Annotated in this window: 19 protein-coding genes; 6 read left to right on the top strand and 13 right to left on the bottom strand. The window is 61.0% G+C overall.

Features of this window, described 5'->3' with window-relative positions; genetic code table 11:
• Window positions 1-4: 4 nt before the first annotated feature.
• The 7 genes from BV071_RS31295 to BV071_RS31265 form a co-directional block, all read right to left on the bottom strand.
• Entirely contained in the window at window positions 5-1,282 is a 1,278-nt protein-coding gene (locus BV071_RS31295) for a hypothetical protein (protein WP_265595132.1), read from the bottom strand.
• Window positions 1,283-1,399: 117 nt separating this feature from the next.
• Complete coding sequence (locus tag BV071_RS31290) at window positions 1,400-3,475, bottom strand: adenylate/guanylate cyclase domain-containing protein (RefSeq protein WP_035615972.1); 2,076 nt, start codon at window positions 3,473-3,475, stop codon at window positions 1,400-1,402.
• Window positions 3,476-3,504: 29 nt separating this feature from the next.
• The gene (locus tag BV071_RS31285; RefSeq protein WP_035615971.1) at window positions 3,505-7,149 is read right to left on the bottom strand and encodes a tetratricopeptide repeat protein; all 3,645 of its coding nucleotides are present in this window, start codon (window positions 7,147-7,149) and stop codon (window positions 3,505-3,507) included.
• Between the two features lie 257 nt (window positions 7,150-7,406).
• Entirely contained in the window at window positions 7,407-7,964 is a 558-nt protein-coding gene (locus BV071_RS31280; protein WP_035615970.1) for a hypothetical protein, read from the bottom strand.
• Between the two features lie 64 nt (window positions 7,965-8,028).
• A complete protein-coding gene (locus BV071_RS31275) occupies window positions 8,029-8,487 on the bottom strand; it encodes a hypothetical protein (protein ID WP_035615969.1) in 459 nt (152 codons plus the stop codon).
• A gap of 32 nt (window positions 8,488-8,519) precedes the next feature.
• On the bottom strand, window positions 8,520-8,759 hold the full coding sequence (locus BV071_RS31270) for a hypothetical protein (RefSeq protein WP_035615968.1): 240 nt from the start codon (window positions 8,757-8,759) through the stop codon (window positions 8,520-8,522).
• 88 nt (window positions 8,760-8,847) lie between these two features.
• Window positions 8,848-9,579 carry a hypothetical protein gene (locus tag BV071_RS31265; protein WP_035615967.1) on the bottom strand — a complete coding sequence of 244 codons (732 nt, stop codon included), beginning with the start codon at window positions 9,577-9,579 and terminating at the stop codon, window positions 8,848-8,850.
• 119 nt (window positions 9,580-9,698) lie between these two features.
• Between BV071_RS31265 and BV071_RS31260 the strand changes: the two genes are divergently transcribed.
• Window positions 9,699-10,331 (top strand): NAD(P)H-binding protein, encoded by a 633-nt coding sequence (locus BV071_RS31260; protein WP_035615965.1) that lies wholly within the window; start codon window positions 9,699-9,701, stop codon window positions 10,329-10,331.
• A gap of 1,076 nt (window positions 10,332-11,407) precedes the next feature.
• Here BV071_RS31260 and BV071_RS31255 read toward each other — a convergent pair.
• The 6 genes from BV071_RS31255 to BV071_RS31230 all read right to left on the bottom strand — a co-directional run bounded on the left by BV071_RS31255 (window position 11,408) and on the right by BV071_RS31230 (window position 17,926).
• Window positions 11,408-11,767: a hypothetical protein gene (locus BV071_RS31255; RefSeq protein ID WP_052574102.1), complete on the bottom strand. Its 360-nt coding sequence runs from the start codon at window positions 11,765-11,767 to the stop codon at window positions 11,408-11,410.
• A 70-nt stretch (window positions 11,768-11,837) separates the two neighbouring features.
• Window positions 11,838-12,557, bottom strand: a complete 720-nt coding sequence (locus BV071_RS31250; protein ID WP_265595131.1) for a hypothetical protein — start codon at window positions 12,555-12,557, stop codon at window positions 11,838-11,840.
• 87 nt (window positions 12,558-12,644) lie between these two features.
• On the bottom strand, window positions 12,645-13,187 hold the full coding sequence (locus BV071_RS31245; protein ID WP_035615963.1) for a hypothetical protein: 543 nt from the start codon (window positions 13,185-13,187) through the stop codon (window positions 12,645-12,647).
• Window positions 13,188-13,246: 59 nt separating this feature from the next.
• Window positions 13,247-13,786 carry a hypothetical protein gene (locus BV071_RS31240; RefSeq protein ID WP_265595130.1) on the bottom strand — a complete coding sequence of 180 codons (540 nt, stop codon included), beginning with the start codon at window positions 13,784-13,786 and terminating at the stop codon, window positions 13,247-13,249.
• A gap of 199 nt (window positions 13,787-13,985) precedes the next feature.
• The gene (locus BV071_RS34025; protein ID WP_052574101.1) at window positions 13,986-14,285 is read right to left on the bottom strand and encodes a hypothetical protein; all 300 of its coding nucleotides are present in this window, start codon (window positions 14,283-14,285) and stop codon (window positions 13,986-13,988) included.
• 146 nt (window positions 14,286-14,431) lie between these two features.
• The gene (locus tag BV071_RS31230) at window positions 14,432-17,926 is read right to left on the bottom strand and encodes a DEAD/DEAH box helicase (protein WP_035615960.1); all 3,495 of its coding nucleotides are present in this window, start codon (window positions 17,924-17,926) and stop codon (window positions 14,432-14,434) included.
• 368 nt (window positions 17,927-18,294) lie between these two features.
• On the opposite strand from BV071_RS31230, the gene BV071_RS31225 reads away from it, so the two are divergent.
• The 5 genes from BV071_RS31225 (at window position 18,295) to BV071_RS31205 (ending at window position 21,891) form a co-directional block, all read left to right on the top strand.
• Window positions 18,295-19,098 carry a type 1 glutamine amidotransferase domain-containing protein gene (locus BV071_RS31225; protein WP_052574100.1) on the top strand — a complete coding sequence of 268 codons (804 nt, stop codon included), beginning with the start codon at window positions 18,295-18,297 and terminating at the stop codon, window positions 19,096-19,098.
• A 30-nt stretch (window positions 19,099-19,128) separates the two neighbouring features.
• Window positions 19,129-19,890 (top strand): alpha/beta hydrolase, encoded by a 762-nt coding sequence (locus BV071_RS31220; protein ID WP_265595129.1) that lies wholly within the window; start codon window positions 19,129-19,131, stop codon window positions 19,888-19,890.
• Window positions 19,891-19,913: 23 nt separating this feature from the next.
• Window positions 19,914-20,204, top strand: a complete 291-nt coding sequence (locus tag BV071_RS31215) for a putative quinol monooxygenase (protein WP_035615957.1) — start codon at window positions 19,914-19,916, stop codon at window positions 20,202-20,204.
• Between the two features lie 34 nt (window positions 20,205-20,238).
• On the top strand, window positions 20,239-20,913 hold the full coding sequence (locus tag BV071_RS31210; protein WP_035615956.1) for a type 1 glutamine amidotransferase domain-containing protein: 675 nt from the start codon (window positions 20,239-20,241) through the stop codon (window positions 20,911-20,913).
• 78 nt (window positions 20,914-20,991) lie between these two features.
• Entirely contained in the window at window positions 20,992-21,891 is a 900-nt protein-coding gene (locus tag BV071_RS31205) for an alpha/beta hydrolase (protein ID WP_343123413.1), read from the top strand.
• Window positions 21,892-21,948 lie beyond the last annotated feature (57 nt).

The following is a 21,948-nucleotide window of genomic DNA, read 5'->3' as shown; positions in this document are numbered from 1 at the left end:
GGCACTATTCGGGGGCTGGAACGCTGCCTTTGTTAGACCCGACGAAACCGTCGAGACGGGAGATCATCGCATTCAAGTGGTCCTTGACCGCCGTAAATGCCGGGTCTGCCGCCCAAGCCGAGACCACGCCCAAGACCTCGCGATCATGGACGGCGAGTTCCGCACTGGAGGGAGCGCTCTCGGTGGTGAGCAGATTGTTTGAGATGAAGCGGTTGTTGTTCGGGAAGACACTGGCGAAGGAATGCAGCTCGGTGGCAGTGCGCGCGGAATCGAGCAGCCAACTGCGCACGATGGCCTGTTGAGCTGGATCACGGAGATCCGCGCGGGCGAATTCCTGGGCGACCATCTCCGGGCGGCTCTGCTGCAGCGCTCGGTCCGCGGCGAGGTGCCCCAGTTCGTCCGCCGGCTGCCGCTGCACGAGGCGATCGAGAGTCAGGAAACCAGCGTGGGCCAGGTCCTTGCGATCCTTGCGCTGGATCAAGTCCGAGAGCAGTGGCGTGGCCTCGACTGCCTCGACATGAACCAACACGTCGAAGGCGTTGAGGTAGCCGATCGAGGGATCCGCCTGCCAGCCGGAGTTCGAAATCAGCTCGGTGGTCTTGGCCAGCAGGAAGCCACGGTCCTGCCGCTCTTCACCCTTGGCCACATTGCGGAGGGCCAGCGCCCATTCGTCCGCGGTGGTCGGCTTGGAGAGAATCTCGCGGCTCAGCGCGGCGGCAGCGGCGGGGTCGATGCCGAGCAGAGCATCAAGCAAGAAGGTCCGGAAGCTGGGCCAGCCACTGAGCTTGCCATCGCGACCGATCGCGAAATCCAAGCCAGTGCCGTGGTCCTGACCCTTGGCGAGGAAATCGCGAATATACGCGACCGCCTCATCTTTCGGCATGGCCGCCAAGGCGAGGCGCGTCTCGGACAAGGTGCGTCGGGTCTGTTCCTCTGCGGGCTTGCCGCGCAGCGAATCAAGTGCCGGCGAGAAGGGATCGGCAGCCGCAGGTAACTGGCTAGCCGACTTGGAGACAGGACTGCGCGTCGAACCAGTCTCGCCGCTCGTTTGGCCACGATTGGACCTCCAGAGCCAAATCCCAGACAGACCCGTGGCAAGCAGGGCCAATGCAACCAAAGCGGTTTTGGAGAAGCGCATGGAGGGGGCGAGGGTGTCCCGAAGCAGGCCCGGCGAATGACCGGGCAGGCAACGGTAGGGCAAGGCGGCGAGGGAGTTCGCAGGCCTGGGGGTGCAGTTCAGCAGGCGGCAGCCGTGTGATGCATGACGGAGGGGGCCGTCCATGCAAACCACGTGACTCTTTCGCAATAGGCGGATCTTACAAGATCAAAACCGCAGGGCGGTTCCATTTTATTGCATAACGCACTCTATTCGCGAGCTCTTTCTGACTGTGACAAGTTGTTACTTTTCAGTCATCAGGACCACGCCATCCTTAAGCGAATCTCCCTCTTCCAAACGTTTGAGATAATAGGAGGATGGCCCATCGGGCAGCCCCTTCGCCTCGTTCGTCGCCAAGAAGTATTTGCGCGCCTCATCCGGCTGGTTGGACTGGAGCGCCGCGAGGGCTTGATCGTAGGGCTCCAACCATGACGACGACTCATGAGAATCGCTGACGGGCCCGAGAAGCTCGTGGACTACGGTGATCTCCTTCCGGCCCTTGACCTTGAGTTTACCGACGAGGCGGGTGCGGAATTCTTCACTCACCTGAACCTTCACCTCCTCGCTGATCAAAATGTTCGTACCCCAGGTCTTGTTCAGGGACTCCAGACGCGAGGCGAGGTTCACAGCGTCGCCGATCATGGTGTAATCGACGCGGCGGGCGCTGCCGATGTTGCCTGCGACCACTTCGCCATAGTGGACGCCGATGCGGGTCTGGAGCTCCACACCGTCGATCACCAGCTTGGCGCTGTGTCCGAGTTTCCATGCCGCACGGACAGCCTTGAGCGCGGAGTTCGGTTCCGGCAGCGGTGCGCCCCACGCGGCGAAGATCGCATCACCGATGAATTTGATCACCACGCCATCGTCATCGAAAATATGGCAGGTGGTACGCTCGAAGTAGTCGTTGAGCGTGGCCACGATGCGCTCCGGGTCCCCTACCCGCTCGCACATGTTGGTGAAGTTCTCGAGGTCGGTGAACATCATCGCACCGTGGATCTTCTCGCCGCCAACCTTCATGCGGAAGCCTTCCGCGGTCAGACGGTCGAGCATTTGCGGCGATACGTACTTCGCAAAGGCCTCGCGGAGCTGGCGCTGCTCCTCGCTGAGCTTCACTCGGAAGTGGCGCTCGATGTAGAAATTCGCCAGCCCGCCCCAAAGTGCCGCAACCGGAATCTGCAGGAAGGCGGGCACACTCCAGAGGAGCCAAGTCTTCTGATAGTGCACCACAAAGGTTCCCAGCGCACCCAGCAGAAGAGCGCACAGGACTGCGGCAATCAAAGCCGGAAAGGGTCGCAAACGGGCAAACCCAAATCCGGCGGCGATACCGACGGCAATGACCATCCAGAGGTCGTACTTCTTGTCCGAGCGCGTCAGCCAGCTTTGCTGCTTCAGGTTGGCGAGGATGGTCGCCTGTAGCTCCACCCCGCTGGTCCATGGAAAGCGGTCGCGGCTAAAACGATGGTAGGCCGTGCTGAAGAGATCGACACCAAGAGCGGCACCCACCATTCCGGGCTTGGCACCAATCACCACGGTCTTGCCGGCAAAGTCCTTCGAGATGTTGCCGTTGAGTAGATCGGAAGCATTGAAGTAGGGAATCGCGGGATGCGCCCGCGGATCGTTGATGGGTAAATCGGGATCGGGCGGCGGCCCGACATAATTCAACCAGCGCTCCGCCAAGCGGGATTTTTCTTCAAGCGGAGTGCCCAAGGCAACCGCCGCCTTCCAGGTCATCGACGGCTCATCGCGCGTTCCGGTGGTCAGCTCCCGGACCGTAAATTTGTTATCGTGGACCAAGGGCACGAGGCCGAAGTCATCGGCCGCTGCGAGCAGTTCATCCGTGGGTGGCGTCAGGCGCTCGATGGTAGCGCCGGTCTGCGTCGTGCTCTCGCGACCGCAGGCGAGGAAGATCTGGCGCCGTGACTGCCCGGGCACCGGCTCGCCAGCTTCATTCACACCACGAAAGCGCAGCATAGCAGCGGCAAACTCGCGGTCCACCGCGGGATCCTTCGAGGGCGAGTCCATGATCAAGTCATAGAGCACCGCCTTCACCCCGGCCTGATTCAGGATATCCAGCAGCTTCGCCTGCGAGCCGCGGTTGATGAGGAGGTTGTCCATCTCGTCGATATAGACGATGCGCACATCCGTGCGCAGCTCCGGCGGAACCTTCCGCGATGGCTGATAAAACAAGAAGGGCAGGTCGTAGCTCAAGGTGCGAACCGGCCCTCCCGGTCGGATCAAGCCGAGGTAACCTGCGGCCACCGCCAGCACCATACCGACAATAGTCACGAACAGGCGCACGATGCGCTCGCTATTGGACATCCCCACTGGCGGCATCTGCGGCGCGCTTGTTAGAACGTGAAGCGGCAGCGGACCACGGCGGTGCGGTCGCGGACGATTTCCTGGCGCGGGTTGAGGGCGCTGAGGCTATAGTCGGTATCGCCGATATTCAGGACGCCGGCGCTGATCTCGCACTGGTTCTGATAGAAGCGGTAGCCGGCCAGCGCGTTGAACTGCCAGAAGCTGTCGCCGGAGCGGTAAGGCCGCGAGAGGTCATCATCGAGATCTTGGCTAAAGTAGTTCGCTTCCAGCCTCGCGAAAAGCCCGGTGGGCGAGTTCCAGTTAGCACTGAGCATGACCTCGGTAAGCGTGGCCTCATCGTCCGTGCGGGCAAAGGGTGCGATCGATACCGGAATCTCCGGCAGTGCGGAGTTCAGCTCGGACTTCGTGACGCGCAGACCAGCGCCAAAGGAGAACTGTTCGCCGACCAATTGGTTCAGGGTGAGCGAGATTGACTGCTCCTTGTATTCGAGGTACTCCGAGGTACCATCGGCGAAGTAGGCCGGGTTCGAGGGGAAGACGCCCGACTCGTAGCCGGTGAAGATACCGCGAGTGCGATCGACATCCTGCTCGATCACATTCGCTGAAATACCCCACCAGGTCCGCGTGGGCAGACTTCCTTCCGCGCTCAGGCCCCAGATGTCGTAGACCGGTGCCTCGACCGAACCGGCGATCGATTCGGAGAGCACGGTGCGGTAGGCTTGGTTGAAGCCCGCGATCTGCGATGGTTCCAAGCGCACGTTCTCATCGAAGCTCACGCCACCGAGGCCACCGGCATACATGCCGCGCAGGGTGATCCAGTGGGAGGGCGCATAGGTGAAGCCGAACTTGCCGGAGAACTCCTCGTCCTCGCGCTGCAGGTTGTTCACCGGTGGATTGCGGAAGTTGTCAGGGTGTTCGACGCGATCCCAGGAAGCGCCACCAATCAGGGTCAGGCAAGGCAGCACCTTCCAGTAGTCGTAGGCGTAGATGCTGCTGCGCTCGAAATCGACCACCGAGTGCTGCCGCACGGCCGGAGTCTCGAAGCCACCGACGAAGTTCGGTCGCTCCGCAGCGAGGTAGGTGTTGGTCTCGAACTCGCCAGATTGATAGCGTGCGCCGGCGATCAGGAGATTGCACTCGGTCTGCCAGATGTGCTGCAGCTCGGCGGTATCGATGTCGAAATTGACCTCCGAGCGGAAATCGAAGGGAGCTCCGGTCACACCGAGCACGGCACCACGACCGAGGTAGGGACGGATTGCACGGAGCAGATCACCGGAGTAGATCAGGGACTCGCCATCCGGCCCCAAGCCCACGGCAGGCGGATTGGCATTCTGGAGATTGGGATTCGTGAATTGGTCGACGCCATTCACATTCTGGATGAAGCTTGGGCGCAGGCCGTCCGCATCGCGTTGCACCAGGAGCTGGGTGGAGCGAGGATTGATCGCGAGCTGCTCGGCGCTCAGGTGCCCGCCCAGGAAGAGAGTATTTGAGCCCGGGGCCCAGCGGTGATTCCAGCCCGCCAGGAGCATGCCCGGCTCCTGCTTCTCCTGGAAGCTCAGGTAGGGCTCGAGCGGACGGTTGTCGTAAGTATCGAAGTTGTCCCCGCCGTTCTGGTCCTGCCACTTGCCGAGGAAGTAGAAAATGTCATCCGGCGTGGGCTGCCACTTGAGCTGGCCGTAGAACTCGCTGCGGATGTTGCCATCGTTGAAGCGGTCGCCGCCGTTGTTGTCGCGGTAAACAGCATCGAGGCCGAAGCTGAAATCACCCGCCGTGCCGAAGATCGAGGCCACGCTGCGGGTCTCGCCGTCGCTGCGCACTTCGCTGAGCAGGCTGCCACCGATGCCATCCGACTCCAGCAGCTTGGAGAACTCTTGCTGCGACACGTATTGCGAGAGGTGGCCGCCGCCGACCGGAGCCAGCATGTTGGCGAGGAGCAGTTCATTGAACCAGGGCGTCTCGTAGCGCAGCAACACGCGGTCCGGATCGCGCAGGGCGTCAAAGGAGTTTGCCAGAAAAAGGTGGGCGGAGGGGTTGGTGTAATCTGCCTCCACACCGCGGGTGGCTTCGCGCACCGCGACATCCTGCATGCCGGCATTCTGGTAGATGCAGGCCATGTTCGCATTCCGCACCGCGCGGTCCTGGTCGAGCAAGAGTTGCGAGCGGTAGATCCGGCGGTTGTCGTTGAGCAGGATCGATTGGTTGAGCTCGTCGATCGCCTCGTTCGGGCGATTGTGCATCTGCATCTCCAGCGCGGAGTAAAGCCAGGGCGTGGGATCGTTCGCATCCAACTGCTTCGCGAGATCGAGATCCTTGCGGGCTTCGACCGGCTTGCGCTCCTGGCTCAGGGCTTTGCCGAGATAGCTGTGATAAATGGAGACGGTGGGCTCGACCGTGGTGGCCGTCTGCATGTCGGCACGGCCGCCGGCGAGGTCGCCGCCCTTGGTCTTGGTGAGACCTAGACCGAGCCAGGCATTGCCGAGGGAACCATCGAGGGCGACGGCATTCTCGAAGGACTTGCGGGCCTCCGGGATATTGTTGTCCGCGGCGAGCACGAAGCCCTGCAAGGCATGGGCACGGGCATTGCGGGGCGTCAATTCCAGCCCCTTGGCCAAGGCTTCACGCGCTTGCTTGGTCCGGCCGAAGGAGAACTCCAGCTCGGCCAGACGGGTCCAAGCATAGCCATTGTTCGGCGAGATGCGGGTGGCGATGGTCGCGGCCTCGCGGGCACCATTCAAATCCGCGCGCGATTGACGGTAGTAGCTCTCGGCGATGGCCTCGCTGGCAGTGGTGAGGCTTCCATCCGGCCACGGTTCCTTCTCCTCATTCTTCACCGCAGCGAGCATACGCTGGATCGCGCGGCGACCGGGGTTATCCGCTGGCACGCCACGGATGTCCTTGTCTGCTTCATCCAAGCGACCGACCGCGAGCAGCACGGAGGCACGATAGAGCCGGCCGCCATTGCCCTGCGGGCCGCGGTTGGGATAGCTCTCCAATGCTTCCAATAGGTCACCGGAGCGATAGGCCGCCAGCGACTTGGACACCGCCTTCTCTTCGCCGCCGCCCATACCGAGTTCGCCGGGATCGAGCACAGCGGGATAGTAGAGCGCCCACTGCAGGAGATTGTTCGCCATGATCACGGCGGTGCGCTTCGGCGCACGACCCGGTGCGGCTTCACCGGCCTCCCCCGCCCCGAGGGTCAGCTTGCCCTGACCATTGGAGAGTTCAACCTGACCTTCGAGCACTTGGAATCGCGAGGTACCGTCAGCGGCCACTTTGACATAGAGCTGGGTGCCGCGCATGGCACCGTTGGCCGCGGGAGTCTTGATATCAATCTCCCCTTCCTTTTCACGGCTGAAGATGAAGGCCGCACCGCTGCCGACATCGAGGCGCGGCTTGTTTTCACTGAAGAGCCCGGGCGCGATTTCCACCGTGGTGAATTGCTCGAGTCGCATGGTGTAAAGATCCGTCAAGCGCAGCGTGGCACGGCTGCGCTGGCGGGTGCGGATGCGGTCGCCGATCGCCAGCGACTGCTCTTTGGCGGCGGCGGCCCAGTCTCCTTGGCCACCTTTAGAAGCCTGGACGATGTTCTCGATCTCAAGGACCTTCGCGTCCTGAGCAGCGGCACTGGAGGCCGCGGCGACACATGCTGAGAGAAAAGCGGAGCGACATTTCATGTCCGTGACGGGCTGGCGGAGGAATCCACACACGGGGCGACCCCGGAACCGGATATGGTTCCGTTGATAAGTTGAACGACCGAGGAAGGGGCGGTCATAACCGGAGGGGGCAGCGCAAAGTCCCGGGAACAGCAGGAATCGGGGATTCCCGGGAAATTGCAAAACGCAGCTGTCACCTAGACCTGTGCACAAATGTGGACAAGCTGAAAGTCCATCGGGTTACGCAAACAGTTGAGGTGCAGCACGGAGCCGCAGCCTTAAACATTCCGGATCAGACAAGTGATTATCCAGCCGCCGATGGCCGTGAGTTCCATGACAGTGGCAGCCAGGAAGCACAGGCGGGCGCGACGCTGCGGGGCGAAAACCCCGGAGAGCAGGAAGGCCAAGGTGAACAAGGGCGCGAAGAGAATCCGGAAGAAGGCGATGGCTGCAATCGCGGTGGTGGAATCCCCGAAGAACCAAGTGACGAAGGCAATCAAGGCCACGGAGGCAAAGGCCAGACCCACAATGGAATAGCCGCGCCAGAATGCCGGATAGGGCCTCAGGAACCAAAGGGCCGCCGCCGTCGGTAGCACCGCAGCAATCCCGAAGACCGCGAGGAAAAGCAGGAAGTCGCTGAAGGCTGCCATCCCGCTATCCACCCGGGCAATGCCCAAGGCACTCATCGCAAGCAGACGGCAGACCACGACGGCGAAGGCGCTGCCAATGGCAAGGAGGTAGCCGCCTGCCACCAGCGCGATCTTCACGCGCGGGGACAGATTGATGCGATCGAGCAGCGGCCGATCGTATCCACCCGATACTAGGATGGCCCTCATGTCGCCATCCTTCGCAGGAGCGGGGCCGGATGGCGAGGCGATTGTTCCGAGCTCAGACCTCAGGTCACTTCCTAGGTGCCTTTCCCTGCTCACTCCTGCGCTGGAGCATGAAGCAGCCTTTGAGCGCAACCAGATCCCTGGCGAAAACCAGCGCGGCATAGCTGGCAACAAAGCCGAGCGGCGAGATCCGCCCGCCGACGCTGGAGACCACCGCCAATATCCCGGCGACGCCCCATAATCCGTAGATCGAGAAACGACCGGCTTTGCAACTCATCAGGGCGCGGCGGACCTCGAGCGCGGACCCGCTCGCCAGCAACTGTTCGGCCGCATCAGAGATGGCGCGCAGCTGCAGAGCGCCCAAGACGACTCCTAGCACTGCACCCGTCCCGATGCCGCGAAGCAGTTGCATGGGAGCTACCGCGAGCACGAGGGCCGCGACGACAATTGCGGCAGCGACGGGGAGCAGCAGGAAATAGGTGGAGGGCCGCAGGCTTTTGTGCATCGGGTGCAGGTGGGGTAGCATGCCTGGTACAGGGAGGAAAGGCAGACGACCGCCTATTTCAGGCCGTGCCAGAGCCGGATCGGTCCCACCAGATGATCAGGCCCTTCGATGATGCCTTCCATCCAATTGTCCCACTCCATGCGGATGTTGACGCCGTCCTTGCTGAGCACCAGCAGGCCGTAGTCGATCCAGGCATCGAAGCCGTCGTATTCCTCGATGACTTTCCAGCCCGCGGCGACCAGCTCGTCCGAGATGAGGTTGAAGGTCGCGGTGGGGATGTCTTCGATCTTCATGGCATCAACAGGATGGGCTCCCTGCCCTCCATCACTTGGCGAATGGTGATGGTGGCACAGTTGCGGGACTGATCGAAGAGCCATGGATTCATGGTGTTCCGTCCTTGCTGGCCTTGGCTGCGTTGATGTAGTCCAGCTCGGCTTGGGCCAAGGGAAGCTCGTCGTGCAGCGCATACCAAATCGTATTCTCGATGCAGAAGCGGTGGATGAACTCACCGAAGGACTCGGCACAAATGTAGATGTCCGAAAGGATTTCCTCGTAGGGAAGCGGTTCGATTTCGTCGTCGTCCTCATCGAATTCGCCCTCCCATTCGTAGTCCATCTCCTCGAAGAGGTCCGGCTCGATGAAGTATTCGCTGCTGATCACCCGCGGTGGCAGGTCGGGCTGGAAGAGCAGATACCACATCACGCAGTGCTGCGAGTCATTCATGAAGCGCAGCGCATGGCAGCCGGGGGCATCGGGAAAAGGAACGATCTCCTCCGACAATCCCAGGAAGCAACCCGTGCAGGAGGGCACCCGGTTCCGCAGCTCCGCTTGAGTGAAGAAGAGCAGGAAATCCAAGGGTAGCAGGAGGCCGAGGTCATCGATTTGCTCTTCGACCTCCTTCAGCCCGTCGATGCGGTTTTCCTCATTCTCCAGCGTCCAAAAATAGTCGCGATCCGGGAGATCGGACAACCACTCGAAGGCGGCGCGCAAGGAGGAGTCCAAGGGCGGCAGCCGCTCATATTCGATGGCGGAGTAGCTTCGGCGGGTACCCCACAGCTCGCTGCTGCCAGCCGTGAGCCAATGGCGCTTGAGAGTTTCTTCGGGGAGGGGCATGGGATCTGGGCTAAAAGCTAATTTCAGGATGTCATTGCCTGAGGATAATCCGGGATTGAGCATTCCGATCAAGTTCCCAGTTGCCGGGAGCCTTGGGCTCGCTTTGTTCATCCGGAGACATGGCGAGCATCTTGATCGCAGGGGCAACGGGGGCGGTGGGCCGCGAGGTTCTGCGGCTCGCGCTTGCCGATGAGAAGAGAGTGGGGCATGTGGTGGCACCGACGCGCCGCGCGCTTCCCCCTCACCCGCGCCTGGAGAATCCGCTGGTCGAATACGAATCCATTGCCGGCAGCGAGCCGTGGTGGCACGTGGATGCGGTGATCTGCGCGCTGGGGACCACCATCAAGAAGGTGGGTTCGCAGGCGGCCTTCCGCAAGGTCGATCATGAGTATCCGCTCCTCGTCGCCCGGCATGCCCTGCTGAATGGGGCGCGGAGCTATGCGCTGAATTCCTCCGTGGGTGCGGATGCGGGATCGAAGAGCTTCTACCTGCGGACCAAGGGCGAGGTGGAGCGCGATCTGGATGAGCTGGGCTATTGCTCCTACACCATCGTGCGGCCCTCCGTGATCTGGGGCGAGCGGCAGGAAGTCCGGCTCGGGGAGAGCGTCGCGATCTTCGCGCTCACGGCGCTGAAGCCGGTGGTGCCGCGGAGGTATCGGGTGGTGCCGGCGGCGAGGATCGCGAAGGCGCTGTTAGACCGGGCGCTGGCGGGCGTGCCGGGGAGGAAGGTGATTGAGTCGGAGGAACTGTAGGAGCGGGCGCGGTCCCAAGCCGCGTCGGGCGGGGCCTTCCGTTTCCTGCAGGTCCGAAACAGAAGGAAGCCCAAGCCTACCAACAAGAGGACGAACCCGTACAAGGGAGCATTGAAGATGCGAGTGCTTCGCAGGGCTCCGCTGGCAAGATCGAAGCGGTGGGTTTCGTGATATCCAAAGGCCTGGCCTCCCCACTGGCGCGGAATCGTTTTCACGGTGACCTCGTTTCCCTTTAGATCGATGTCCCCAAGCCACTCATCGTAATAATCCCAAGTGCTGAAGGGCCGGTAGCGCCTATCGGCAAAGCCGCGGAGCATCTGGCTCAGGTTGTAGGAGGCCGTCTCGCGACCATGGGCGTAGAACTTCAATGCCCATGGCTCACCAAAGCGATTCACCCGCACGAGATGCTCCAGATCCGGGCTCGCCAGTAGATCGCCTTCGAGGCAGAACCAATCGAGCTCGTAGATCAGCTCCTTCCTTGGAAATCCGTAGACCCCCGAGCGGGGGAATTCCTTCAGGAAGTCTAGCCTGGAGCCGTCCGGCAGGCGCGGCTTGTCGACTTGCGAATCGGTGAACTTAGGGCCTCCGTCGCGGATCACGAGGATGCGCGTCTTGTCCTCGCTGAATCTGGCGGACGGAATGGGAGCCGAGAGACCGGCGCGAGCAGGACTCGCAAAAGCGAAGACGCACAGCGCGAGCAGCGCTACAATCTCCGGCAGTCGTGAGTCTCGAGTCTTCAACGCGAGATCGGTAGAGCTTCCTTTGCCGCATCGACGCATGCTCGACAAATGCAAGCGCTCGTTTCGCTGTGTTTCGATAGCGACGCTAGCAGCCCGTCGGGAAAGGCCACATCCCGACACCAGCACGGCGCATTGAAATCCCCGGATGCCGCGACGGCACATTGATTGGGAAAGCCGCATGCAGGACAGGCGAGATTGGGCAGTGGTTTCTCGGAGGGGCACATGGTTTTCAAGCGCTCTTGATGAGCCCTTGCTCGATCATCCCCTAGCACCTGCGACGCGCTATAGGAACCCAATACTGAGATACCGCGAATGGGAAGCAGCCCCAAGAAAACCCTAGGAGGCTCCTTTCTCCACACTCTTGGTCAAATCCGCCGACAGTTCGTTCATCTTCGCGGTAAAGGCCTTGCTGATATCGACACCGGTTCGTTCAGCAAGGACCAGAACCCACCACAGGCATTCAGACAGCTTGTCTTCCAACTCCCTCGGGAGATCGCCCTGGTGCACCCAGCGGTCCTCCTTCGCCATGATCAAACGGCCAAGCTCCCCGAGGTCGTAGAGGTAGCCGATCATGAGTTCCTGCGGCGACCAAGCGCCACCATGCATCCGCTGCTCCAGCTTCGTGTAGAGTTCGCGGATTTGCAGGGCGCGATCGGAGGCGGCGGTGAGATCAATATTCTTTTCCGGAGGCATCATCCCCCAAGCTAGGGCGGGCTTGGCGAATTGCCACCTCCTGAGGTGACCAATCCATTTTTCCGCGGCAGCTTCATTTCTTCTTCCGCGCTTCCTCGTCCGGCACGTTCCATTGCCAGCCGCCCTTGCCGGTCTGCGTTTTCCACTTGAGATGGATCACCTGGTCCTTGGCCACCGGAGTCGCGATCTCGGCCTTGTATTGCTTGCGGATCGCCGCGGCTCCGTCGGGGAGGATCGATCCCTTCGCATCGACGAGGCTCCAGAGGGCCCGGTTTTTGTCGTTCTGATCCTGGAAGGCGACCTCCTTGCCCTTGTCATCATAGTAAGTGGCGCGCGCCCAATCCTTGCGGTCGAGGAGGATGATCGACTGGTCATCGTCGAAGGGCGCGGTGAGCGAGGCATACACGCCGTCGGTGGTGGTGGGCAGCAAGCACAGCAGATGATGCTGGCCGACCTTGGGATCGACCATGCCGGGCGGATTGATCATGGGACCATCGCCGCGGGTCGAGAGCATCAGGGTCCGCACCTTCTCGCCCTTGGTGGTGGCCTTGATCGGTTCGACCACCTCGACCTCCACCTTCAACCACTCGAAGACCACGCCATTCCAGGTCGGGTAGCTGAGATCGGTGGTCAGCCCTGACGGAGCGACGGTCAGGATCTTGCCGACGAGGACCAATGCCGATTGCTGCATCAGCTGCTTCATGTCCTTCGACTGCACCGGCCGCGCTTGGCAAGGACTAAAGGAAATGGCCCACAGCAGAAGCAGCGCCGCTACAAACCTGAGGTGTTTCATAGCGGGAAACATGATACTCCGGACAAGGGACGCAAGATTGCGACTGTGAATTCGGAGAGCGTTCCGATCGCAGGGGACACCCGGGAATCACACCGGATCGTTCATGAGATTGTAGCGGGGGGATTCGAGATCGTCGCGTTCAAGACTGAAAAACCGTGGTTCAACCCCCGGTGGAAGCTCGAACCGACCATCGTACATCCAGTCGTAGAGCGCGCGGTCAATAATCAGCTTGTCGCTCCAGATCAGCACAGAACCAATCATGGTAGTGCCAGCCATTGGATCGCGATAAACCACGACCTGGATCCTCCACTCGCCGAACTCAGCGACCAGCAAGGCACGCAAAGCTTCAAAGAGGGGCTGCTGAAACGATTCGGCAGATACTTCGATGTGCCGCGTGTGGTCGGGCCACCAGTTGTCGCTAATGTATACATGGGGCTCCATGTCTTGGACCCCGAAAACGCCCCGGCAAGCATCCTCAATTTGTTGCCTGAGCCGGTCGGATTTTGCCCAGAGGCGGTCGCTATCCCGTGCAGTCAAAAACACGGTGATCAAGGCCGACCTACGCAGCAACTTGTCGAAATCCGCATCCTTATCCGCAACGACAATGTCTTCGATAGATGGTATATCCATTGCGACATGAATTCTCCACCGAGGATCGTGGCACGCAAGATCAGCCTGCGTCTATCCCCTCAGGCGGCCTGCCGGGTCTCTTTCTTCGCCTTGAGAACTTCGCTGAGTGACCCCGGCGACTTGCGGTGACGGAAGCCCAGCCAGAAGAGCGGAAGGCAAATCAATCCAACCCCGCCCAGAAACCACGGACCGATCTTCCGGTTCATCTCGGTCTGCTTGTTGTGGGAGCCGAGCGCCAGTGCCACCTCGCCACCAACCGAGATGCTGACGATCTCGTAGAAGGTTTCGGTCTTGAAGAGGTTGTGCCGCGGCGAGGCCACCTCGGTATTGGGCACGCCAAGGGTGATCGTGTCACCACGGCCCAAGCGTCCATCCAGATCGAACTTGAACTCATTCGGATAGGTGGAGGAGAAGCAGCGGAAGGGATGAGCTTGCTCCGCTAGGGTGATTTCCAAATGGCGGTTCTTGCCCGTGGTCTCGTGGGCGTCCTTGACCGTTCCGGTGATCAGCGTGACATCCGCCGGGGTCAGGATGGGCTCGGTCAGCCAATGGCAGGTGACAGCGGACATGCCACCGAAACCCAGGATGGCCATAGCCATGAGACCCTTCGGCGTGATTAAATTCGGATTGATCATAGGAGAAGGAGAAGTTGTGGGGGCGCGATCGAGGGACGGCGCCACGCCTATCAGGGCACGGCGAAAGTCAAAGCGGTTTTGCTTCCGGAGACCCCAGGTGACGGCAATGTCACGGAGCGGGCGGAGAGAGCAAGCCAGCTAACAAAGGCCATCTCTCATCCTCTCAGTGCGGCGGCTTGTCGTTCATGCAATGCGATGCGGACCAGACCGACTCAAAGAGAGCACGGGAGATCGGGGTGACCGTGCCATACTCTGCCTTGGAGGCTTCCACTTCATCCCATACTCCCTCAGGCAGGATACCGAGATGGTCGGCCGGATGCTGAGTGGTGTAACGGAGTGCGGAGCCATCGGCCCGGAACTCCAAATAGCGTAACCAATAGCCATCAGCGCCGATCTCGGAGTAAGAGACGTATTCGTCCAGTCCGTGGATGTTCCCGCTAGAGCATTCGAGGCGATAGATCATTCCGAAATTGAGGACCGTGGATTATGTTACGGGGGCTAACAGATCGGACTCTCTGGATACGCCACTGCAAAACAAAGGCGGCTGCCCTTGGGAAGCAGCCGCCTTATTAGGTGCGTTATCTTGCTGGAAAGCTCAATTGACCCAGGTCAGCTCATCTCTTCGTCCTCGCCGCCGTGATTGAGGATGAACTGCAGGTCTTCCAGTCCCAGGTTCGAGGCAAAGCCTTCGTCGCCGAGCACGTTCGTCACGAGCTGGGTCTTCTGGTGCTGGAGAATGCGGATCTTCTCTTCCACGGTGTCGCGGGTGAGCAGGCGGTAGGCGATAACCTTGTTCTTCTGACCGATACGGTGGGTTCGGTCGATGGCCTGGTTTTCCACGGCCGGGTTCCACCACGGATCGTAGAGAATGACGTAAGACGCAGAGGTCAGGTTCAGACCGGCGCCACCGGCCTTCAGCGAGAGCATGAAGACGGACGGGTCCTTGGTGGTCTGGAAGCGCTCGATCTCACCCTTACGGTCCTTCGTCTGACCGGTGAGGTAGTGGAAGGGACGCGCTTCGAGTTCGAGGCGGGCCTTGATGAGGTCCAGCATCGAGACGAACTGCGAGAAGACGAGCACCTTGTGGCCTTCCTCGTGGAGCTGGTCCAAGAGGTAGAAGAGCGACTCCATCTTGGCGGACTCTTCCTTCAGGTACTTCGGATCGATCAGGCCCGGGTGACAGCAGATCTGGCGCAGGCGCATGAGGCCTTGCAGAATCGCGAAGGAGTTCTTCTTCACCGCCTCGTCGGAGTCGAGACCCAGCAGCGCCTTCTGGATGCGCTTGAGCTCGGCCTTGTAGAGCTCCTGCTGGATGTTCTCCATCTTGGAGTAGACCTCCTCTTCCGTCCGCGGCGGCAGATCCTGTGCCACCTGCAGCTTGGTGCGGCGGAGCAGGAAGGGCCTCAAGCGGGCGGCCAAACGGTTCTGCGAAAGCGGATCCTTGCGCTTGTCGAAGCGCTTCTTGAAGTAGGCCCGGCTACCGAGCACGCCCGGCATGGCGAAGGCCATGAGCGACCACATGTCGAGCAGGCGGTTTTCGATCGGCGTACCGGTGAGGACCAGGCGGTTCGCAGAGTCCAGCTCGCGGGCGCACTTGGCGGCCTTCGAGTCCGGGTTCTTAATCTGCTGGCCTTCGTCGAGGATCGTGGTCAGCCACTTGATCTCATTGAGCAGGTCACCGCAGACACGCAGCTGGGCGTAGTTCAGCACCAGCATGTCGATGTCTTCCTGGGTCTCCTTCACGTTGAGGTCCTCGCGGTTGCGAAGAACCTTCACGCGGACGTTCGGGGCGAACTTCTGGGCCTCACTGGCCCAGACGTCCAAGACCGACTTCGGACAGACCACGAGCACGGGGCGGTGGTCCTCCTTGGCCTTCTCCGCCTCTTCCATCAGCCAGAGAATGTAGGTGAGAGACTGGATCGTCTTACCGAGACCCATGTCGTCCGCCAGAATGCCGCCGAAGCCGTTGGTCGAGAGGTAAGCGAGGAAACGGAAGCCATCGACCTGATAGGGCCGCAGCGTCGCATTGAGCTTGTCCGGCACGGGCGGCAGCACTTCCACTTGGATGTCCCCTGCCCGGTCCTTGATCCGCTTCCATGCCTTCGGGTCGAAGACATCGGCGGCCTTCGGATCGGCCAGCTGCAGCGCGTGCATGCGGTGCGTCTCGCCGGAGAGGTCGAAGGGATCCAGACCGAGGCGCGTGACGGCCTCTCGCTGGTCGGCGTCGAGCTTGATCTCAAGCCGCATCCACGAGCCATCGTCCATCCGCACATAGCCACCACGGGCGGCCACGAGCTGGCGGATCTGTGCCTTGGAAAGATTGACGCCTTCCACATCGATGACGATGCGCAGGTCGAACCAGTCGATCTCCTGGTTGATCACCTCGAAGCGGACCGCGGCAGTGACCGGGTCGTTGAGGATCGACTTCAGGCGCAGGTCGATGTCCAGCGTGACCGCTTCCGGCATCGCCTTGATCCACTCCGCGAACTTTTCCGGGAATTGCTTGGTGATCCGCGATTTGAAAGCCAGCAGCTTCTCATCGTAGGTCAGGCCCATCTCATCCAGCAAGCCGGGGACGGGGTAGAGGTCTTCACGCGCGAAGCGCAGGAGCTGCTTGCCCTTGAGAGCCTGCTGCTCCACGAGCTCCCAGCCTTCCTTGGTCAGGCGCTCGGTGCGGCGCTCCTTCGACTCGATCGCGGTGACGTCGATGACCAAGTGCTCGGTCTCGGCAGCGGTCAGGCCGGCCACGAGCTTGAGCTCGAACTTCGGCTTCAGCTCGAGATCGACGACCCGCTTCTTCAGCGACTCTGGAAGGCTCGCGCCGATCTTGCGCAGGAACTCCACACCTTCCAGTGAGTCGATCACCCGCTTCGGGATCAGGTAGCGCGGCATCACTTCCGTTTCCTCCAGCCAGCGTGGCGGGCCGGGGAAGACGGTTTCGTCGGATTGATAGAGCTCCTTGCGGCCTGGCAGCATGCGGACCGAGTGCGAGACATTCTCGCCGGACTCGGTGACAAGTTGCAGCGCGAAGCTATTCGGATCGTACGGATCGTCCTCGCAGACCCACTTCAGGGCCTCGGTCACCACCTTGAACTCGCGCTCGTCGAGGTTGACGAGGTAGCCCTTCAGCGCCGGCTGGCGGAAGACGCGGTTCATGAAGCGGCAAGCTTCCTCTTGGTCGAAGTCGAAGGTCGTCTCGTTGTGCTCGCGGAAGTAGGACAGGAAGTGCTCCCACAGCACCTGGCTGGGGGCATCCATCCGCAGCGCGGCCTGGTGGTGCATGGTGACCAGGCGCTCGATCTCGTTCTTTTCGCGGATCTGCGACCACAGGCCATTGGCTCCTTCCTTCACCTCCAGGCGGGCCTCATTGATCGTGGCCACCAGACGGAAGGCGACATCCACCGGCGGATCCTGCGGCGGACGCTCGTTGACCTGCTCAATGCGGTCATACCAGGAAGCGACCTCACGCTCCTGCTCCCAATCCGCCATCTTCTTCTGAACGTGCGCCAGATCGGTGATCACGTTCATGAACTCCGGGTAAGGGAGCTTCTTCTTGTAGAAGGCGTAGGCCAGGTAGTTCCAGAACTCGAGGATGTCGCCCGGCGGCATCGGCCACAGTTCCAGCGGCTCGTAGGTGGTGATTTCCCAGCGCGGCGTGATGCGGACCATGTCGTGGTCGTGCAGCTCACCCTCGATCACGTAGCGGCGGTAGCGCTTCTCGATCTTGGAGACGAAGTCGGCCTCCTTGTCGTCCAGCTCGCGGCCCAGCTTGTCCTCGATGATGTCGAGCACCGGGGTATCGTCGAATTCATTCGGCGACTCCGGCAGGTCCTCGCCGCGGTGCATGCGCTCCATCATGGTCGCATACTGGCAGGCGCCGGAGACCAGCTCGTCCTCCGCCGTGCAGGAGCCGAACCAGCGGTTGCCCTGGAGGCGCAGGCTGGTGCGGAAAGTGCCGGTTTCATCCTCCACCCGGCCCTGAATGAAGAGGTGATTGCCGAAAATCTGCGTTACCGTGCCTTCCTTCTGCAGCTTCTCACCGCGTTTGCGGGCATCTTCGGGGAAACTGTTCAGGAAATTCAGGGTCGCTCTGTCGGGATTCATCGCTGGCGGGAATGAATGGAATCGTGGCTACCCGCCTTCGCATCCTTCTGGCACCTTGCAACAGAACGCACGCGACGGCGGGCCGCGACGATAGACCCCGCTTTCCAAAAGGGGCAACAAAAACCTTGGAGGCGGTTTTGTAGGGGGATTTACGGATAGGCCGGGTCGCAAGTGCCGAATCCTAAGCTGCTAGCTGGAGATTGGAGTGCTGTCGCCGCGTTTCTGGCCCCTCGTAGCAGATGGACTCCGGCTGCGTTCCCCGTGACCGGCCGCGAAAAAAATCCGCTGCCGCTTGTCCTTTTCTCCCCCGGATCTCGTTGGGCTGGTCGGAGCTGCTGTTTCCCCGAAGCCACGAACCAACCCCAACCATGAAACTCCTCAGCCAACTTATCCTCGCTGGCACGTCTAGCATCCTCACGATCCTGCCGGCAGCGGCCCAAGGGAATAGCACGCACGAGCTGGAGGTAATCAACCAGCTCTCCTCCAAGGCCGCCGTCTCCTCCATGCCGGTCTCCCAGCTGCTGAACGCGCCGGGGAACGAGGCACTGAAGGCTTTCTTCTTCACGCCGGTGAAAGAGGAAGAAAAAGCCCTGCTGAAGGGCAGGCGCATCGCGGTGCTGGCCGCGGATGGATTCGAGGAGATCGAACTGACGGGGCCCGTTTGGTATTTCAAATCCCGCGGCGCCCAGGTGGACGTGGTGGCGCCGAAATTCAATCCGGCACCGGCGCGCTACGGCCTGAGTACTCCGGAGATGGCGAAGGATCACATCATGGCGATCCAGTATCTCAATCCGGTCGGCTGGGTGAAGGTCGATCGCCGCGCGGATGAGGTCAAAGTGGCCGAATACGACGCGGTCTTCATCCCCGGCGGCGCGTGGAATCCTGACAACCTGCGCTACGACAAGGACACGATCCGCTTCGTCAAGGACTTCAACCAATCCGGCAAACTGATCGCCGCCATCTGCCACGGCCCGGTGGTGCTCGCCTCCGCGGAGATCCTGAAGGGCAAGAAGCTGACCGGCTACTGGAACATCCAGAGCGACCTCGCGAACGCGGGCGGCACGGTGCTCGAGAAGGCCGTCGTGGTGGACGGCAACCTGATCACCAGCCGGCACCCCATCGATGTCGCGGACTTCTCGGTCGCCGTGAAGGACTGGCTGATCCGCCTCTAAGCCTTCCCCCACCCCTCCATCGCCATGAAAATGTTACCACTACTTCTCTCTAGCAGCCTCTTCGCCTTGGCATCGACCGCCCTCGGCCAAACCCCATCCGCCATGAATGCAAAGCCCACGATTGTGCTCGTCCACGGCTTGTGGGCGGACGGTTCCTCTTGGAGCAAAGTTATCACTCCCCTGGTCGACCAAGGTTTCAAAGTCATCGCGGTTCAGAATCCGACCACCTCCTTGGAAGACGATGTCGCGGCTACCAACGCGGCGATCGAGCGGACGGAAGGCGAGGTGATCCTGGTCGGGCATTCCTGGGGTGGCTTCGTCATTACCGAGGCTGGCGCCCACCCGCGGGTCAAGGGCTTGGTCTATGTCGCGGCATTCGCTCCGGACACCGGCGAGACGGTGCCGAAGCTGAGTGAGAACGCCCCGCCTACCAAGCTCTCGGATTTCCTGAAGGAGACCAAGGGGCTTCTCACCGTTTCCAAGGAAGGCGTGGCGGAAGCCTTCGCGGGCGATCTCCCGAAGCAGGAGCAGGAAGTAATCTACGCCGTGCAGCAGCCAGCCTCCCCGAAGGTCTTCGCGGGAGTCGGCAAGCATGCCGCGTGGAAGACCAAGCCGTCCTGGTACGTGGTCGCCGCGAAAGACAAGACCATCAACCCGCAGCTTGAGGAATGGATGGCCAAGCGGGCCAAGGCCAAGACCACGGTCCTCGACGCCAGCCACGTGGCGATGGTCTCCAAGCCGAAGGAGGTGCTGGAGGTGATCCTTGAGGCTGCGAAAAACGCCGGGAACTAGACCCACCTTTGCCCCTAGCCTCCATGAGCAAGGAACTCATCGTGAAGTGGAAGATCAAGGAAGCGGAGATCCCGCGGATCCTCGCCTTGCTGCCGGAACTGGCGGACAAGACCAAGAACGAGGACGGTAATATCTTCTACCGGATCTACCAATCGGAAACCGATCCCGGAGAGCTCGTGCTCCACGAGCAATACGTCGATGCCGAGGCCGCGGAGGCCCACCGGCAATCGGACCACTATCAGCAGATCGTCGCGGCCCAGATCGCCCCCCATCTGGAGCAACGCGAAGTGATGGCAGTTCGAAAGCTGCTTTGAACCCCATTCATCAACCCCAATCACCACTCCTACCATGTCCAAGAAAATCCTCATCATCGTGTCGAACGCCAACGCGATCGGCCCTCACAAGCGAAGGACCGGCAACTTCCTCCCTGAGGTGGCCCATCCATATGCCGAGTTCGACCGAGCCCACTACCAGATCGATTTCGCGAGCCTGAGCGGTGACACGCCATATCTCGACGCGCTCAACCTGGCTGGCGACCCGGACAACCTCGCGTTCCTGGTCGGCAAAGGCTGGGCCGACATGCAAAAAGCCAAGAAGCTCTCAGAGGTCGATGTCAGCGGGTACGATGCCATCTTCATGCCTGGTGGCCTCGCCCCGATGGTCGACATGCCGGAAGACCCGCTGCTCAAGAAGGTCATCAAGGAGACCTGGGAGCGCGATGCCGTGGTCGGTGCCGTCTGTCACGGTCCGGTGTCCCTGCTGAACGTGAAGCTGAGCAATGGCAGCTACCTGCTCAACGGGAAGAATGTCTCCTCATTTACCAACGAAGAGGAGGAGAACTATGCGCTCGCCGACGTGCCCTTCGAGCTGGAAAGCGCGCTGACGAAACAGGGCGCAATCTTCCACAAGACCGGCCCCTGGGAGGCCTACAGCATCGCCGACGGCAAGCTCGTCACCGGCCAGAACCCCGCCTCCGCCAAAGGGGTCGCGGAGAAGATGATCGGCCTGCTGGAAGCCAAGTGAGAATCACCACCACCCTAACAAATAATCGCCATGATAAAGAACATTTCAATCGCACTGGCCGTCACGCTTCTCGCAGTGATGGGACCAGCAGCCAAGGCAGATTCGAAGACCAGCCAAGTCTTCTATCGGACGGCAAAGATCGATGGACTGGACATCTTCTACCGTGAAGCCGGCCCCAAGGATGCACCCGTAGTTTTGCTGCTGCACGGCTTCCCTACCTCCTCGCACATGTTCCGTGATCTGATCCCGAAACTGGCCGACAAATACCACCTCATCGCCCCGGACTATCCCGGCTACGGCAGTAGCTCCTCTCCGTCCGTCGGCGAGTTTGACTACAGCTTCGATAACCTTGCGAAGGTCGTCGAGAAGCTCACCGAGCAGATCAGCCTGAACAAGTATTCCATCTACCTGATGGACTTCGGCGCCCCGATCGGATTCCGCATCGCGGCCAAGCATCCGGAGCGGGTGCAGACCCTGATCATCCAGAACGGCAATGCCTATGAAGAGGGCCTCGACAACGATTTCTGGAAGCCGGTCAAAGTCTACTGGAAAGACCGCAGCAAGGAGAACGGCGACAAGCTGCGCTCGGTACTGACGATCGACGCCACCAAATGGCAGTACCTCAACGGCGTGCGAAATCCCGAGACGATCAGCCCCGATACTTGGGAGCACGTGCAACCGCATCTGGATCGCCCGGGCAACCAGGAGATCCAGCTCTCGCTCTTCTACAGTTACGGCAGCAATCCTCCGCTCTACCCGCAGTGGCAGGAATACTTCCGCAAATACCAACCACCAACACTGATCGTGTGGGGCAAGAACGATGCGATCTTCCCCGCGGCTGGCGCCTATCCCTACAAGCGTGACCTGAAGAACCTGGACTTCCACTTGTTCGATACCGGCCACTTCGCGCTGGAGGAGGATGGAACCGAGATTACCACGCTGATCCGGAGCTTCCTCGACAAGCAGACCGGCAAGTAACTCCCACGAAGTGGCGTGACATTGATGAATGGCCGCCAAGGATCACGAGCAACATTC

Source organism: Haloferula sp. BvORR071 (assembly GCF_000739615.1).
GTDB lineage: Bacteria > Verrucomicrobiota > Verrucomicrobiia > Verrucomicrobiales > Akkermansiaceae > Haloferula.
The sequence above is the reverse complement of the archived record's forward strand: the minus strand, read 5'-3'. Positions and strand labels throughout refer to the sequence as shown.